This is a genomic window from Actinoallomurus acanthiterrae (assembly GCF_054775715.1).
Genome location: NZ_BAAHCO010000001.1, coordinates 3,624,582 through 3,639,103, shown reverse-complemented (window position 1 = coordinate 3,639,103; position 14,522 = coordinate 3,624,582). Strand labels below are relative to the sequence as shown.

Below are 14,522 nucleotides of genomic sequence, written 5' to 3'. Positions count from 1 at the left end.
TCTCAGGGGTTGTCAGGGTTTTTCAGGAGCGACGGACGGTGGGGTCCGCGGCTCGCAGCAGGAGACGGAGCAGGCCGTCGAACGCGAAGCCGAGCACGGCGATGACGATGATCCCGCTGAAGATCAGCGGGGTCTGGAGGTAGTTGCCGGCCTGGAGGATCAGGAAGCCGACTCCCCCGGTGGCGGCGATCATCTCCGCGGCGATGATGCTCGTCCAGGCGCCGCCCATCGCGATCCGCATGCCGGTGATCACGCCCGGGACGGCGGCGCGGAGCCGCACGTGCACCATCGTGTAGAAGGAGGACGCGCCCAGGCTCCGGCTCGCGTGCAGCAGTTCGACCGGCACGGCGTCGAGCGCGCCGAGCGTGGCGATCGTGATGACCGGCAGCACGCCGAAGAACAGCAGTGCCACCTTCGACGTCTCACCGATGCCGAACCAGACGACGAGCAGCGGGATGAAGGCGATGGGCGGCAGCGGCCGTACGACGCCGATGATCGGGTCGGCCAGCTCGCGGATCACGCGGACGCCCGCCATCGCCGCGCCCAGCACGAGTCCCACGGCCGTGCCCAGCCCGAAGCCGGCCAGGATCCGGCCCGTGCTGATCAGGGCGTCCTCGACGAGGGTCTTGCCCTGGACCTCCGGGTACGGGTGGGTGAGGTAGTGCGCGAGTTCGCGGACGGTCTGGGAGAGCGTCGGCAGTGTCACCGGATCGCCGATGACGACCGCCGCGACCTGCCAGACGGTGAGCGTCAGCAGCAGGCCCGCCGCGCCGTACAGCGCGCGCCGCGGCGACCGCCGCGTCCGTTTCACCTGCGTGACCACCGGGCCGGGCGGCTCCGACGGCGGAGACGTCTCGGTCCCGTCTGTCCGGTCCGCGGCGAGAGCGGGTTCGCCGGTCATCGCTCCAGCACCTCCCTGATACGCCGCTTGGCATTGACGAATTCGAGCGTCTCGGTGTCCTCGTAGGCGCGAGGCCGCGGAAGCGGGATGTCGACGATCGCCTTCGTGCGGCCCGGCCGCCCGGACAGCACCGCGACCCGGTCGCCCAGCAGCGTCGCCTCCTCGACGTCGTGGGTGACGAACACGATCGTCATGCGCCGCCGCTGCCAGAGCTCGAGCAGGAACCGCTGCATCCCAGTGCGGGTGATGGCGTCCAGCGCCCCGAACGGCTCGTCCATGAGCAGGACGCTCGGATGGTTGATCAGCACGCGGGCGAACGCCGCCCGGTGCCGCATGCCGCCGGACAGTTCGTGCGGATAGGCGTCGCGGAAGTCCGTCAGCCCGACCGTGTCCAGCAACACGTCGGCCTCCGCCCGGACTTCCGGCGTGAGCGCGCCTCTGGACCGCGGGCCGTACAGGACGTTCTGCCGCGTGGTCAGCCAGGGGAACAGCGTCGGCGTCTGGAACAGCACCCCGCGGTCGGGTCCGGGCCCCTCGACCGGCCGGCCGTCGACCAGCACCTGACCGGAGTCGGCGGAGTCGAAGCCGGCCAGGATGCCGAGCAGCGTCGACTTGCCGCATCCGGACGGGCCCAGCAGGCACAGGAACTCGCCGGCCTCGATGTCCAGACTCACGCCCTCGAGCGCCCGGGTCTGCCCGGCGCCGCCCGCGGAACGTCTTGCCGACGTCCCGGAGCCGTACGGCGGCCGGCCGCTCGGTGACCGTCCTCGTCTCTCGGTCCTCGGAGGGTGCGACGCCGGGACGGTCGCTCACGTCGGGACGGTTCATGAGCATCCTCCCGACTGCGCCTTGTCCCAGAAGCTCGGGTCGATGTGCGCGGCGATCCTGTCGAGGGGCGGCACGGTCTTGGCGCGGCCCTGGGTGACGAGGAACTCCGCGGTGCGCTGGAAGTTCGCGGCGAGCCGGCCCGAGGAGGCCTTTCCGTCCGCCCCCTTGAGCCATCCGGTCTCCTCGCCGGCCGGGATGTAGGGATAGGTCTTCGTGGCCTCGACGGCGTCGTCGGGCCGGACGCCGAGGAACCGCGCCGCCGGGCGGACGTACTTCGCGGCCTGGTCCCCCTTCGCCAGCGTCTGGGCCTGGGAGATCTGGCAGACCAGTTGCTGGACCACCGCGCGGTCGCTCCTGGCGTACTGCGTGCTGACGGCGAGCAGGTTGACGGCGGCGTACCCCAGCTTGGCGATGTCCGACGCGGTCGTGAGGACTCGGCCGCCGTGCTTCTTCAGGTCGAGCAGGAAGGACTGGCTGATGTAGACCGCGTCGATCTTGTGGGCCTTCCAGGCGGCGGCCTCGGCGGCCTCGCTGGCGAAGCTCGCGATCTGGACCTTGTCGGTGAGGCCTTGAGACTTCAGCCAGCCGCGCAACTGGAAGTCGAGAGTCGAGCCGACCAGCACGCCGATCTTCTTCAGGTCGGCGTTGGACTTGATGGCGTCGCCGACCACGAGCCCGGACTCGTCGATGCTCTCGGCGAACACCACCTCGACGTCGGTGCCGGAGGAGAAGGCGCCCACGAACGGCGGGTTGCCGACGCCCGAGACGACGGGGAAGGCACCGGCGCGGAGCTGGGCCATGCCCGCGACGCCACTGTCGATCGGGTGTAGTTCGATCTTGGCTTTGACGTGGGAGGCGAGGCCGGGATCGGCGGCCACGACGGCCTCGGGACCGGCGACGGACCCCTGGAAATACCCGATCTTGAGCGTCGGCGAGTCCGAGCTCGCATGCGCCGCGCAGCCGGTGGCGGCCAGGGTCAGGGTCAGGACGGCAGACAGGGATCTTCTGGGCATGGAGGAGTGCGCTCCTGTACGGGGCGGTGCCGCGCTCGCGGACGGGCCGCTCACGCGGGACGGGTGTTCGCGGGAGATCGCGAGGTGGAACGCGGCCACACCGGACGGGTGGCCGCGGAGGAAGAGGGAGCCTGCCGGGGGGAGATCGGCGAGATCGTCAGCCGCGACAGCGGGCGGCGGCGACACGGACCAGGTCGACGTGTCGCCGGCGGGTGAGAGCGGGCCGGACGCGCATGAACAGATGCAAACACGCCGATACCGGTCAAGTCAATCTTTCCTACCAATTTAATCGGGAATTGATTTCTTCATCTGTGGGTAAAGATCGGCCCGGGGGCGGATCAACGGACCGGACCTAAGGACGACAGATGGGCATACCCCTGCTCGGCGACATCCGTGATCAGGCCGGTGGCCTCGACCGCGACCAGCGGAACGCCTTCCTCGCGGCGTTCCTCGGCTGGATGATGGACGCGTTCGACTACTTCCTTCTCGTCTTCGTCATCACCGAGATCGCCAAGGACTTCGGCACCTCGGCGGAGAAGGTCACCGTCGCGACGACGCTGACCCTGATCGCCCGGCCGCTCGGCGCGTACCTGTTCGGGCTGTGGGCGGACAAGGTCGGCCGGCGGCTCCCTCTCATGGCCGACGTCCTCTTCTACTCGGTCGTCGAGCTGATCTCCGGGTTCTCCACCTCGCTGACGATGCTGCTCATCCTGCGCTTCCTGTACGGCATCGGCATGGGCGGCGAGTGGGGTCTGGGCGTCTCCCTGGCGATGGAGAAACTCCCCGCGGAGAAGCGCGGCTTCTACTCCGGCCTGCTCCAGGTCGGCTACTCCGCGGGCTACCTCGTCGCGGCGCTCGCCTACTTCGCGATCACGCCGCTGTTCGGCTGGCGCGGCCTGTTCGTCTTCGGCGCGGTGCCCGCGCTCATCGCGCTGTACGTGCGCTACCGCGTGGGAGAGTCGGAGGTCTGGGAGCGCACCAACGCCCGGCTGCAGGCGACGCGCACGCCCCTGCGCAAGGTCTTCTTCGACCGGAAGGTCCTGATCCGGTTCTTCTACCTCGTGCTGCTCATGACCGCGTTCAACTTCATGTCCCACGGCACGCAGGACGTCTATCCGACCTTCCTGAAGAAGGGGCTGCACCACTCCCCGCACTACGCGGTCGGCATCGCGGTGATCTACAACATCGGCGCCATCCTCGGCGGCATCCTGGTCGGCACGCTCTCTCAGCGTTTCGGGCGGCGCCGGGCCATCGTCGGCGCCGCCCTGCTCGCGCTGCTGGTGGTGCCGTTGTTCGCCTACTCCAAGAGCACCGCGCTCCTGGCGGTCAGCGCCTTCCTGATGCAGTTCTTCGTCCAGGGCGCCTGGGGTGTCATCCCCGCCCATCTCACCGAGATGTCCCCCGACGCCATCCGCGGCTTCTACCCCGGCGTGACCTACCAGCTCGGCAACCTGCTCGCCGCCATCAACCTTCCGCTCCAGGAGCGCCTGGCCGACTCGCACGGATACTCGTACGCGTTCGGGGTCGTGGTGGCGCCGACGCTCCTCGCGGTGATCCTGCTGACCGCGTTCGGGCGCGAGGCGCACGGAGTGGAGTTCGGCCAGGCCCCGACCGCACCGCCGGACACCGGGAGTCCGGTCCAGGCCCCCGTGGCCGAGCCCGGTCAGGCGACGTCGTAACGCTCGCGGGAGCAGGTGATGGCCGTGATGTTCTCCTCTGCCCACGTGCGGAGGACGTCCAGCGGGCCGGTCAGGCTTCGGCCGAGGTCGGTCAGCGCGTACTCGACGCGCGGCGGCACCTCCGCGTAGACCCGGCGGCTGACGAGGCCGTCGCGTTCGAGGGCGCGAAGCGTGCGCGTGAGGACCTTCGGGGTCACTCCGCGCACGCTGTCGCGCAGCTCGGTGAACCGCATGCCCCCCCGCGCCAGGTGCAGGATGACCAGGACGCTCCACTTGTCGCCGATCCGGTCGATCACCTGCCGCGTGGGGCAGCCCGGGTCGTCCAGATCTCCCCTGACCGTATTGGTATCCATATGGACACTATAGGTCTTCAAAGACACTGGTATCCGTTGGAAATCATCCGCCCACCAGGCCTGTTGGAGGCAGCGAGACCGAACCTATCGAGGAGAGACCATGGCGAAGATCGCAGTAGTCGGCGCGACGGGGAACATCGGCGGCAGCATCGTGCGGGAGGCCCTGAATCGCGGCCACGAGGTCACGGCAGTCGTCCGCGACCCGGCCAAGCTCGGCGACCGTCCGGAGGCGCTCGAGGTGGCGGCGGTCACCGACGTCTTCGACCCCAAGACGATCGCCGAGGCCGTCCGCGGCCACGACGTCGTCGTGAGCGCGCTCGGCGGCGCCGGAAAGGACACGGAGGTGTACCGGCGGGCCGCCGAGACATACGTCGAGGCCCTGCGCGGCCTGGGCGACGAGGCGCCGCGCCTCATCGTGGTCGGCGGCGCGGGCAGCCTGGAGATCGCGCCGGGCACGCGGCTCCTCGACCTTCCGGACTTCCCCGAGGCGTACCGCCCGGACGCCACGGCGCAGGGCGAGGCGCTGGCCTACTACCGCACCGTCCCCGACGTGAAGTGGACCTACTTCAGCCCCGCCGCGGAGATCGGCCCCGGCACCCGCACCGGCGGCTACCGGACCGACGCCGACCGGCTGGTCACCGACGCGGCCGGGGACAGCCGCATCTCCTACGAGGACTACGCCGCCGCCCTGGTGGACGAGATCGAGAGCCCGCAGTACATCGGCGCGCGCTTCACCGCCGCCGCCGTCTGATCCCTCCTACTCCCGCACGAACGCGGCCGGTCGCCCGGCGAGGCGACCGGCCGCGCCGCACGGGCGATCAGCACCGCGCCGCACGGGCGATTACCAGCGTGGCGTACGGGCGGTCACCAGGGCACCGGCCCCTGGTCGTTGAAGAACCCGCCGGTCGGGCCGGCGGCGGAGAGCGTGGCGAACTCGACGATGACGCGGACGCCCTCCGCGACGGTGCGCGTGCCCTGGTGGCCTGTCATGTCCGTCGCCGTGTAGCCGGGAGTGACCGCGTTGATCCGGATGTGCGCCAGCGCGGGGTCGGCCGCGAACGCCTGGGCGTACTGGAGCGTCAGCATGTTCAAGGCCGTCTTCGACGCGCTGTACGCGAGCCGCCGGCGTCGCCGCCGAAGTCCGTGCCGTCACCGGTCCGGGCGAGTGACGCGGTCGTGCTGGAGACGTTCACGACGCGAGGCGCGTCGGACGCCTGGAGCAGCGGCAGCGTGGCGTGAATGACGCCGACCACCCCGTAGACGTTGACCTCGAAGACCTCTCGCATCCGCTCGGCCGTCACATCCACCGCGGGCGTGTCGACGGTCGCGCCGGCGTTGTTGACCAGGACGTCGAGCCGCCCGTGGTCGCGTCGCAGCCGGTCGGCGACGGCCCGTACCTCGGACGGGTCGGTGACGTCCAGCGGGACCGGCGTCACCGTAGCGCCGTCGTCCGCCAGGTCACGAGCGGCGGCGGCGCCACGATCGGGATCACGGCTCCCGAGGTAGACGGTCATGCCGAGTTGCGCGAGCCGTCGCGCGGTCTCCTTCCCCAGCCCCTTGTTCGCGCCCGTGACCAGGGCCACCTCCGCCATGCCCATGGCGTCTCCCCTTCGCCGGAAATGATACGCCGTGTATCTCAAGATACACGACGTATCACGATATACGGGCTGTATCATCGCGGTGTGCCAGAGTCCCACCTCGGTCCGCCCGGCGCGGGCCTGCGCGCGGCGGGCGTCGAACGGACCCGCCGCAACCTCGTCGCCGCCGGACGCCGGCTCCTCGTCGAGCGGGGCTATCACCGGCTCAGCCTGGAGGACGTCGCCGCGGCCGCCGAGGTCACCCGCGTCACGATCTACCGACGGTTCGGGTCCAAACTGGGGCTCCTGGACGCCATCGCCGAGGACCTCGCTCAGCGGGCCCAGGTCGTCACCGCGGTCGGCGACGCCGCCGCGCTCACCGACCCCGTTGCGGCGTTCCGGGCGATGGTGCGCGAGTTCTGCCGGTTCTGGGACACCGATCCGGACCTGTTGCGCCGGCTCGTGAGCCTGTCCGCCGTCGCCCCGGAGGCGCAGCGGCTGATCGACGACCGGGAGCGGTGGCGCTACGACCAGATCTCCGGCTTCGTGCACCGCCTGGCCGGGGCGGACCGGCTCCACCCCGCGTTCGACGGGGATCACGCCGTCGCCGCCATCGGAGCCGTCACCGGCTTCCCGGCGTGTGACGCCATGGCGAGCCGGCTCGGCGTCGGCCTCGCGGACCTCGAGGGCCCCTTGATCGCCCTGCTCGCCGGCGTGGTCCGCCTGGGCTGACACACCCGGCGCCGCCTGCGGATCCGCCGGTCTTGGAACCGTCCAGCGGTGACGGGTCCTGGTGCGGAGACGCGCCGGGACGCGGTTTCGGCATCCTGCCCCTCAGCGTTCTCAGCTGCACATAGAGTGCATGCCTGACGAACGCCGAGAGAACGACGAGCGCCCGAAAGGGTTGGTGCTCCGCGACCGCCGGACGGTACCGTCACTCAGCCGTTCCCGGCCGCGCCATTCGCTTATCAGCCGAGGTACGGCAACAATCGATGAGTCGTGTTCGTGGACACCGAGGAGAACGATGCAGGAGGTCTGGCCGGGCACCCCGTACCCGCTGGGTGCCACCTGGGACGGCGCCGGCACGAACTTCGCTCTGTTCTCGGAGGTGGCAGAGCGGGTCGAGCTGTGCCTGTTCGACGAGGACGGCACCGAGACGCGCTACCCCCTGCCCGAGGTGGACGGCTTCGTCTGGCACGGCTACCTTCCGGGTGTCGGTCCCGGCCAGCGGTACGGCTACCGAGTCCATGGGCCGTACGAACCGGCGGACGGCCACCGATGCAACCCCGCCAAGCTGCTGCTGGACCCGTACGGCAAGGCCGTCGACGGCGACGTGCGGTGGCACGAGTCCCTCTTCTCCTACCGGTTCGCCGCCCCGGCGGAGCTCAACGGCGAGGACAGCGCCCCGTACATGCCGAAGAACGTGGTGATCAATCCGTTCTTCGACTGGGGCGACGACCGCGCGCCGCGGACGCCGTACCACGAGACGGTGATCTACGAGGCGCACGTCAAGGGCCTCACGGAACGGCATCCGGACATCCCGGAGAGCCAGCGCGGCACGTACGCCGGGCTGGCCCACCCGGCCATGATCGAGCACCTTCTCGGTCTGGGCGTCACGGCGATCGAGCTGATGCCGGTCCATCAGTTCGTCTTCGAGCACGCGCTGGTGGCGCGCGGCCTGACGAACTACTGGGGCTACAACACGATCGGGTTCCTCGCCCCGCACAACGCCTACTCCTCGTCCGGGCAGCTCGGTGAGCAGGTGCAGGAGTTCAAGGCGATGGTGCGGACCCTGCACGAGGCGGGGATCGAGGTGATCCTCGACGTGGTCTACAACCACACCGCCGAAGGCGATCACCTGGGGCCCACGCTCAGCTTCCGCGGGATCGACAACGCGGCCTACTACCGGCTCCGCGACAGCGACAAGCGGTACAACCTGGACTACACCGGCTGCGGCAACAGCCTCAACGGCCGGCACCCGCACGCGCTGCAGCTGATCATGGATTCGCTGCGGTACTGGGTGACCGAGATGCACGTCGACGGGTTCCGGTTCGACCTGGCGTCGGCGCTGGCGCGGGAGTTCCACGACGTGGACCGGCTGTCGGCGTTCTTCGACCTGGTCCAGCAGGACCCGATCGTGTCGCAGGTCAAGCTGATCGCCGAGCCGTGGGACGTCGGCGAGGGCGGCTACCAGGTCGGCAACTTCCCGCCGCTGTGGACGGAGTGGAACGGCAAGTACCGCGACTCGGTCCGCGACTTCTGGCGCGGCGAGCCGGCGCTGCAGGAGTTCGCCTCGCGCATCACCGGCTCCAGCGACCTGTACGCCGACGACGGGCGGCGGCCGCTCGCCTCCATCAACTTCGTCACCTGCCACGACGGGTTCACGCTGCACGACCTCGTCTCGTACGACCACAAGCACAACGAGGCGAACGGCGAGAACAACCGCGACGGCACCGACGACAACCGCTCGTGGAACTACGGGACCGAGGGCGAGACGGACGATCCGGCGATCAACGCGCTGCGCGCCCGGCAGCAGCGCAACTTCATCGCCACGCTGTTCCTGTCCCAGGGCGTGCCCATGCTGTCGCACGGCGACGAGCTGAAGCGCACGCAGCGCGGCAACAACAACGCCTACTGCCAGGACAACGAGCTCGCCTGGGTCTCCTGGGACGGCGACGAGGACCTCGTCGACTTCGTCCGCACGGTGTCGCGGCTGCGCAGCGAGCATCCGGTGTTCCGGCGGCGGCGGTTCTTCCAGGGGCGCACCCACGGCGGCGAGCTCGACGGGCAGCGCGACATCGGCTGGCTCACGCCCGCGGGGGCGGAGATGACCGACGCGGACTGGAACATTGGATACGCCAAGGCGGTCGCGGTGTACCTGAACGGGGACGCGATCACCGAGCCGGACCCACGCGGACGCCGGGTCCGGGACGATTCGTTCCTCCTGCTGCTGAACGCGCACTCCGACGGCATCGTGTTCCGCGTTCCCGATGAGCGCTTCGGCGAGCGGTGGGAGGTCGTGCTCGACACCGCGCTGCCGAAACCGGCCGAGCGCGGGCCCGTCAAGGCCAACGACCGGCTCGAGGTCACCGACCGGGCCTTGGTGCTGCTGCGCCGGATCGTCCCGGGCTGAGGCCGGTCCGGCCGGTGGCGGAGGGCCGTCAGCCCCGGCTGACCCTGATGGCGGTGAGCAGCACCAGCACGAACGTCGTGATGGCGACCGTGCCGTGGGCGACCACGGCGATCAGCGGGAAGCTCTGCTCCGCGCCGCGCGCGTGCCTGCCGCCGCGTCCCGTGAGCCACCGGGTCAGCAGCGTGAAGCCCAGCATCGCCACGACCGCGAGCGCCCCGAAGGCGCTCCACGCGTAGACGGTCCGGGCGGTGAGCAGGAACTCCAGCCACGTCCCCAGTGCGACGACGGCGAGTGCGGGATGGCCGAGGACCAGGGCCGCGGGAAAGCGGGTGATCTTGGTGGCCTGCTGTCGCAGGCCGCCGTTGGCGAGCCAGATGAACAGCAGGTAGGCGCCTGCGACGGCGGTCAGAATCCACATCACCAATGCGGCGATCCCCACGCCTTCACCCCTCTTAACCGGCGTCCCATGACAAGTCTCGCTTAAACGACGCTGCGCGCAGAGCGCGATCACGTCACGAACCGGCCGCTGTGCCACCCTTGGTGTCATGCGACGACTAGAACCCGCCGATCTCGCCGAGCTCACGGAGGCGTACGCCTATCCGGAGACCACCACGCCCTGGCTCCGGGGCAACATGGTGGCCAGCGCGGACGGCGCGGCGACGTTCGAGGGCAAGGCGGGCGGTCTGGGCAGTGAGGCCGACCGGCGGCTGCTGTCGCTGCTGCGCGGACTGGCCGACGTCGTCGTCGTGGGCGCCGCGACCGTACGCGTCGAGGGCTACGGCCCTGTCCAGCCCCGCGACTGGTGGGGAGACATCCGTACGGGCCGCGCGGAGGCGCCGCCGCTGGCCATCGTGTCGCACTCGCTCGAACTCGACTTCGACGCCCCGCTCTTCACCGAGGCGCTCAGCCCCACGATCGTCATCACCTCCGCGTCGGTTCCGGACGACCGGCGCCGCGGCTGTGAGAAGCACGCCGAGGTGATCGTCGCCGGCGAGGACACGGTCGACGTCGCCGCCGCGCTGGACGCCCTGGCCGAGCGGGGCCTCACCCGCCAGCTGACCGAGGGCGGTCCGCGGCTGCTCGCCCAGTTCGTCGCGGCCGGGCGGCTCGACGAGCTGTGCCTCACCGTCAGCCCGCAGATCACGGCGGGCGACACGGCCCGGATCATCAACGGCCCCGGCCCGGCGTCGACACCGCTGCGCCTCGGGCACGTCCTGGAGGAGGAGGACTTCCTGTTCCTCCGCTATACGCGGGTGGAGCCATTGTCGTAGACGTGGTCTATAACGGGGGAACGTCTTTCCACATGAGGGGGTCAGGTCATGGAGCTGCCTGTGAGCCCGCCGCTGGCGCCGATGCTGGCCAAGGCCGTCAAGGAGTTGCCACGGGGGGATCTGCTCTACGAGCCGAAGTGGGACGGGTTCCGGTCGGTCGTGTTCCGGGACGGCGACGAGGTCGCGATCTACGGCCGCAACGGCAAGCCGCTGGATCGCTACTTCCCGGAGCTGGTCGAGGGCTTCCGGCGTGAGCTGCCGGAGCGGTGCGTCCTCGACGGGGAGATCGTCCTGCGGAAGGGGCACGTCCTCGACTTCGAGGCGCTGCAGCAGCGGATCCACCCGGCCGCCTCGCGGATCAAGCTGCTGTCCGAGGAGACGCCGGCGAGCTTCGTCGCCTTCGACCTGCTCGCGCTCGGCGACGATTCGCTGATGGAGACGCCGTTCGGCGACCGGCGCGGCCGGGCTCACCGAGGCGCTCGCGGGGGCGAAGGCGCCGGTGCACGTCACGCCCGCCACGGACGCGTACGACGAGGGCCTGCGCTGGTTCGAGGAGTTCGAGGGCGCGGGGCTGGACGGCGTGGTCGCCAAGCCCCTGAACGGACCGTACGAGCCGGACCGGCGGGCGATGTTCAAGGTCAAGCACGACCGCACCGCCGACTGTGTCGTCGCGGGCTTCCGCTGGCACAAGTCCGGCCCGATCGTGGGCTCGCTGCTGCTCGGCCTGTACGACGGGGACCGGCTCCAGCACGTCGGCGTCTCCGCGTCGTTCCCGATGAAGCGCCGCGAGGAGTTGGTGGAGGAGCTGGAGCCCTACCGCGTCGCGGATCTCACCGGTCACCCGTGGGCCGGATGGGCCGAGCAGACGGAGGCGACGGTCGACCGCATGCCGGGCGCGATCAGCCGGTGGACCGGTAAGAAGGACCTGTCGTGGGTGGCCCTGCGGCCGGAGCTCGTCGTTGAGGTCGCCTACGACCAGATGGAGGGCCGCCGTTTCCGGCACACGGCGCGGTTCCGGCGCTGGCGGCCGGACCGCACGCCGGAGTCCTGCGGCTACGACCAGCTCGAGGTGCCGGTGGCGTACGACCTGGACGACATCCTCGGCGGCTGACCCGGGCGGAGTCTCGCATCGACTAATGCATCTTGTCGTGGTTGACGCATTAGCACGGCGATCGCTATAACTAATGCGTCGTCCATGATGAAAGGCATTAGTCATGCCGCTGCGCCCGATCGCCCGCATCGCCCACCGCCGGATCGACGTCGACGGCGTCCGCGTCTTCTACCGCGAGTCGCTGCCCGACCAGGCCGACGCGCCCGTGCTGCTGCTGTTGCACGGTTTCCCGTCGGGCTCACACCAGTACCGCCGCCTGATCGACGCGCTCGGCGCCGAGTACCGGGTCATCGCCCCCGACTACCCCGGGTTCGGGCACACCGAGGCCCCCGAGGACTTCGCCTACTCCTTCGACCGGCTCGCCGACGTCACCGAGGGGTTCGTCCAGCGGCTCGGCCTGTCCCGATTCGTCATGTACGTCTTTGACTTCGGCGCACCGGTCGGGTTCCGCCTCGCCGAGCGGCACCCCGAGTCGATCGCCGGCCTGATCGTCCAGAACGGCAACGCCTACACCGAGGGCCTGTCGGACGTCGCCCGCGACTTCATCGCCCTGCGCCCCGGCACACCCGGCGCCGAGGACACCGTCCGCGGCCTGCTGACCCTGTCCGGCACCCGCGGCCAGTACGAGACCGGCGTCACCGACCCCGAACTGCTCGCCCCGGACGGCTGGACCCTCGACCAGCACTTCCTCGACCTGCCGGGCCGCACGGACGCGCAGGTGGCGCTGGCGTTCGACTACCACTCCAACGTCGAGCGCTACGACCGCTGGCAGGCGTGGCTGCGCAAGCACACTCCCCCGACGCTGATCGTCTGGGGCGTCGGCGACCCGTTCTTCCCCGAGCCCGGCGCCCACGCCTATCTGCGCGACGTGCCCGGCGCCGAGCTGCACCTCTTCGACACCGGGCACTTCGCCCTCGAGACCCATCTGCCGGAGATCGCCCCGCTCGTCGCCGGCCTCCTCGACCGCGCGTGGAGATAGGGCGCCTGTCACCGTGCGGGGGCGTGGCTCGCAGCCGGGGCAAGGGTGCGGGCGAGGTAGCCGTCGATGGTCTCGGCGTCGTCGGCGCGTACGGCGATGTAGCCGTCGGGGCGGATGAGGATCAGCGTGCCCGGGCGTGCCCGGTACAGCCGCCGGGCCTCATCGCCGACCAGCGTCCGGTGGACGCCGGCCTGCGGGAGGTCCGCACCGGAGTCGGCGAGGAGGCAGGTACGGACGTGTGCGCCATCGGCGTTCTGGAGGTTCCGCAGGACCCCGGCGGTCTGGGCTCCGAAGCCCAGGATCGTCCAGTGGGTGCCGCGGGTGAGGTCGAACAGGCGGGTCGCGGCACCGTCGGCGGTGCCGCGGGCGTCGGGGGCGCGGTCGCCGGGGCGGGGGCCCCGATTCCCGGAGGTGACGGTGAGGGGTGAGTCGGGGTAGGCGATGCCGAGCTGGTCGGTCTTGGCGAGCAGCCGGCTCATGACGGCGGGCCGCTTGACCAGCGGGAAGATCACGTGGTCGCGGAGGAGGCGCCGGGGACCGCGCAGGGTGAACACCGACTCGAAGCCCCGGGAGCTGCCGGCCAGGACCTGGGCCGCGACGGGGATCCGCTCGGCGTCGTAGCTGTCCAGCAGTTCCTCTGGAGCACCGGAGAGGACGGCGGCGAGCTTCCAGCCGAGGTTGTAGGCGTCCTGGATGCCGGTGTTCATGCCCTGGCCGCCTGCCGGGGAGTGCACGTGGGCGGCGTCGCCGGCCAGGAAGACGCGGCCGTGGCGGTAGCGGTCGACCATGCGGGCGTTGAAGCGGTAGCGCGACAGCCAGGTCGCCTCGGTCAGGACCACGTCGGCGCGGCCGGACCGTGCGGCGAACAGCTCGCGGAAGAGGTCCGGGGTCGGCTCGGGGACGGAACCGTCGGGGCCGGGGACGACGTTGGCCTGGTACTGCCAGGCACCGTCCGCGGCGGGCAGTGGCGACACGGCCAGGTAGGTCCCGTCCTGACCGAACCAGGCGTAGGCGGCGTCGTCGCTCAGACCGTCGATCTTCACGTCGCCGACCAGGAAGTACTGGTCGTCGTGGGTGCGCCCGTTCATGGTCGCGCCCAGGCCCCGCCGTACGGTGCTGTGCCCTCCGTCGCAGCCCGCCAGGTAGCGGGCGTGGACGGTGGAGCCATCCTCCAGCACGGCGGTGACGCCGTCGTCGTCCTGTCGGAAGGACACCAGCGCGGCCCCGTAGGCGACCTCGGTGCCGAGCCCGGTCAGGCGGTCGCGCAGGACCTTCTCCACTCGCCATTCGGGCAGCAGCACCAGGTCGGGGTGGGGAACACCCGGCCGGGGGCCGGAGCCGGTTGAGGTGGCCAGCTCCACGGCGAGCTCCCGCCCCTGGTGCAGGCGCAGCGGCAGGCCGACCGCGCCGGCGGCGAGGATCTCCTCGATCACGCCCAGGTCGTCCAGCACTTCCAGGCTGCGCGGCTGCAGGCCCTTTCCCCGCGAGCCGGTCGCGGGCCCTTCGTTCCGGTCGATCACGAGGTGCGGAACGCCGCGGCGGGCCAGCTCGAGCGCCAGGGTCAGGCCGGTCGGCCCGGCGCCCACGACGAGGACCTCGGTCTCGCTAATCTCGGTGTGCTGCGCCATCGGACCGCTCCTTCCGGTTTCACTACATTGTAGTACTTATTTGTAGTAC

Annotated in this window: 16 protein-coding genes and 1 pseudogene; 8 read left to right on the top strand and 9 right to left on the bottom strand. The window is 70.6% G+C overall.

The window, feature by feature from the left end; genetic code table 11:
- Positions 1-22: 22 nt before the first annotated feature.
- From ACYVF7_RS17745 to ACYVF7_RS17730, 4 genes are all read right to left on the bottom strand, one after another.
- The gene (locus ACYVF7_RS17745) at positions 23-901 is read right to left on the bottom strand and encodes an ABC transporter permease (RefSeq protein ID WP_460341301.1); all 879 of its coding nucleotides are present in this window, start codon (positions 899-901) and stop codon (positions 23-25) included.
- A complete protein-coding gene (locus tag ACYVF7_RS17740) occupies positions 898-1,575 on the bottom strand; it encodes an ABC transporter ATP-binding protein (RefSeq protein WP_460341299.1) in 678 nt (225 codons plus the stop codon). The genes ACYVF7_RS17745 and ACYVF7_RS17740 overlap by 4 nt, the downstream gene beginning before the upstream one ends.
- 150 nt (positions 1,576-1,725) lie before the next feature.
- Positions 1,726-2,742: a taurine ABC transporter substrate-binding protein gene (locus ACYVF7_RS17735; protein ID WP_460341296.1), complete on the bottom strand. Its 1,017-nt coding sequence runs from the start codon at positions 2,740-2,742 to the stop codon at positions 1,726-1,728.
- Between the two features lie 157 nt (positions 2,743-2,899).
- Positions 2,900-2,977, bottom strand: a complete 78-nt coding sequence (locus tag ACYVF7_RS17730) for a putative leader peptide (RefSeq protein WP_360890854.1) — start codon at positions 2,975-2,977, stop codon at positions 2,900-2,902.
- Positions 2,978-3,107: 130 nt separating this feature from the next.
- Here ACYVF7_RS17730 and ACYVF7_RS17725 point away from each other — a divergent pair, with 130 nt between their 5' ends.
- On the top strand, positions 3,108-4,421 hold the full coding sequence (locus ACYVF7_RS17725) for an MFS transporter (protein WP_460341293.1): 1,314 nt from the start codon (positions 3,108-3,110) through the stop codon (positions 4,419-4,421).
- On the opposite strand, the gene ACYVF7_RS17720 is transcribed toward ACYVF7_RS17725, so the two are convergent.
- A complete protein-coding gene (locus tag ACYVF7_RS17720) occupies positions 4,406-4,774 on the bottom strand; it encodes a winged helix-turn-helix transcriptional regulator (protein ID WP_460341290.1) in 369 nt (122 codons plus the stop codon). The genes ACYVF7_RS17725 and ACYVF7_RS17720 overlap by 16 nt on opposite strands.
- Positions 4,775-4,874: 100 nt before the next feature.
- Here ACYVF7_RS17720 and ACYVF7_RS17715 point away from each other — a divergent pair, with 100 nt between their 5' ends.
- Positions 4,875-5,525, top strand: coding sequence for an NAD(P)-dependent oxidoreductase (locus ACYVF7_RS17715; RefSeq protein ID WP_460341287.1), 651 nt, complete (start codon positions 4,875-4,877; stop codon positions 5,523-5,525).
- Between the two features lie 113 nt (positions 5,526-5,638).
- Here ACYVF7_RS17715 and ACYVF7_RS17710 read toward each other — a convergent pair whose 3' ends face one another.
- Together ACYVF7_RS17710 and ACYVF7_RS17705 are read right to left on the bottom strand one after the other, a co-directional pair.
- Positions 5,639-5,860, bottom strand: a complete 222-nt coding sequence (locus ACYVF7_RS17710; RefSeq protein ID WP_460341284.1) for a hypothetical protein — start codon at positions 5,858-5,860, stop codon at positions 5,639-5,641.
- A gap of 2 nt (positions 5,861-5,862) precedes the next feature.
- Positions 5,863-6,372, bottom strand: a complete 510-nt coding sequence (locus ACYVF7_RS17705; protein WP_460341281.1) for an SDR family NAD(P)-dependent oxidoreductase — start codon at positions 6,370-6,372, stop codon at positions 5,863-5,865.
- 84 nt (positions 6,373-6,456) lie between these two features.
- Between ACYVF7_RS17705 and ACYVF7_RS17700 the strand changes: the two genes are divergently transcribed.
- Together ACYVF7_RS17700 and glgX are read left to right on the top strand one after the other, a co-directional pair.
- Complete coding sequence (locus tag ACYVF7_RS17700) at positions 6,457-7,083, top strand: TetR/AcrR family transcriptional regulator (protein ID WP_460341278.1); 627 nt, start codon at positions 6,457-6,459, stop codon at positions 7,081-7,083.
- Positions 7,084-7,375: 292 nt separating this feature from the next.
- A complete protein-coding gene (glgX, locus tag ACYVF7_RS17695; RefSeq protein WP_460341275.1) occupies positions 7,376-9,484 on the top strand; it encodes a glycogen debranching protein GlgX in 2,109 nt (702 codons plus the stop codon).
- Positions 9,485-9,512: 28 nt separating this feature from the next.
- On the opposite strand, the gene ACYVF7_RS17690 is transcribed toward glgX, so the two are convergent.
- Positions 9,513-9,923: a hypothetical protein gene (locus ACYVF7_RS17690; protein ID WP_460341272.1), complete on the bottom strand. Its 411-nt coding sequence runs from the start codon at positions 9,921-9,923 to the stop codon at positions 9,513-9,515.
- 106 nt (positions 9,924-10,029) lie between these two features.
- Between ACYVF7_RS17690 and ACYVF7_RS17685 the strand changes: the two genes are divergently transcribed.
- The 4 genes and pseudogenes from ACYVF7_RS17685 to ACYVF7_RS17670 all read left to right on the top strand — a co-directional run bounded on the left by ACYVF7_RS17685 (position 10,030) and on the right by ACYVF7_RS17670 (position 12,845).
- Positions 10,030-10,755, top strand: coding sequence for a pyrimidine reductase family protein (locus ACYVF7_RS17685; protein ID WP_460341270.1), 726 nt, complete (start codon positions 10,030-10,032; stop codon positions 10,753-10,755).
- Between the two features lie 48 nt (positions 10,756-10,803).
- Positions 10,804-11,154 (top strand): annotated as a pseudogene (locus ACYVF7_RS17680) (ATP-dependent DNA ligase); the annotation flags it as partial.
- Positions 11,155-11,254: 100 nt separating this feature from the next.
- On the top strand, positions 11,255-11,866 hold the full coding sequence (locus ACYVF7_RS17675; RefSeq protein WP_460341267.1) for an ATP-dependent DNA ligase: 612 nt from the start codon (positions 11,255-11,257) through the stop codon (positions 11,864-11,866).
- Positions 11,867-11,969: 103 nt separating this feature from the next.
- Positions 11,970-12,845: an alpha/beta fold hydrolase gene (locus ACYVF7_RS17670; protein ID WP_460341264.1), complete on the top strand. Its 876-nt coding sequence runs from the start codon at positions 11,970-11,972 to the stop codon at positions 12,843-12,845.
- A gap of 8 nt (positions 12,846-12,853) precedes the next feature.
- On the opposite strand, the gene ACYVF7_RS17665 is transcribed toward ACYVF7_RS17670, so the two are convergent.
- Positions 12,854-14,473, bottom strand: coding sequence for an FAD-dependent oxidoreductase (locus tag ACYVF7_RS17665; protein WP_460341262.1), 1,620 nt, complete (start codon positions 14,471-14,473; stop codon positions 12,854-12,856).
- Between the last annotated feature and the right edge of the window lie 49 nt (positions 14,474-14,522).

Bases quoted from the DNA above. Each gene is read 5' to 3' on its own strand.
- ACYVF7_RS17745 (WP_460341301.1), bottom strand. From the start codon at position 901: ATGACCGGCGAACCCGCTCTCGCCGCGGACCGGACAGACGGGACCGAG.
- ACYVF7_RS17735 (WP_460341296.1), bottom strand. From the start codon at position 2,742: ATGCCCAGAAGATCCCTGTCTGCCGTCCTGACCCTGACCCTGGCCGCC.
- ACYVF7_RS17730 (WP_360890854.1), bottom strand. From the start codon at position 2,977: ATGCGCGTCCGGCCCGCTCTCACCCGCCGGCGACACGTCGACCTGGTC.
- ACYVF7_RS17725 (WP_460341293.1), top strand. From the start codon at position 3,108: ATGGGCATACCCCTGCTCGGCGACATCCGTGATCAGGCCGGTGGCCTC.
- ACYVF7_RS17720 (WP_460341290.1), bottom strand. From the start codon at position 4,774: ATGGATACCAATACGGTCAGGGGAGATCTGGACGACCCGGGCTGCCCC.
- ACYVF7_RS17715 (WP_460341287.1), top strand. From the start codon at position 4,875: ATGGCGAAGATCGCAGTAGTCGGCGCGACGGGGAACATCGGCGGCAGC.
- ACYVF7_RS17710 (WP_460341284.1), bottom strand. From the start codon at position 5,860: ATGCTGACGCTCCAGTACGCCCAGGCGTTCGCGGCCGACCCCGCGCTG.
- ACYVF7_RS17705 (WP_460341281.1), bottom strand. From the start codon at position 6,372: ATGGGCATGGCGGAGGTGGCCCTGGTCACGGGCGCGAACAAGGGGCTG.
- glgX (WP_460341275.1), top strand. From the start codon at position 7,376: ATGCAGGAGGTCTGGCCGGGCACCCCGTACCCGCTGGGTGCCACCTGG.
- ACYVF7_RS17685 (WP_460341270.1), top strand. From the start codon at position 10,030: ATGCGACGACTAGAACCCGCCGATCTCGCCGAGCTCACGGAGGCGTAC.
- ACYVF7_RS17670 (WP_460341264.1), top strand. From the start codon at position 11,970: ATGCCGCTGCGCCCGATCGCCCGCATCGCCCACCGCCGGATCGACGTC.
- ACYVF7_RS17665 (WP_460341262.1), bottom strand. From the start codon at position 14,473: ATGGCGCAGCACACCGAGATTAGCGAGACCGAGGTCCTCGTCGTGGGC.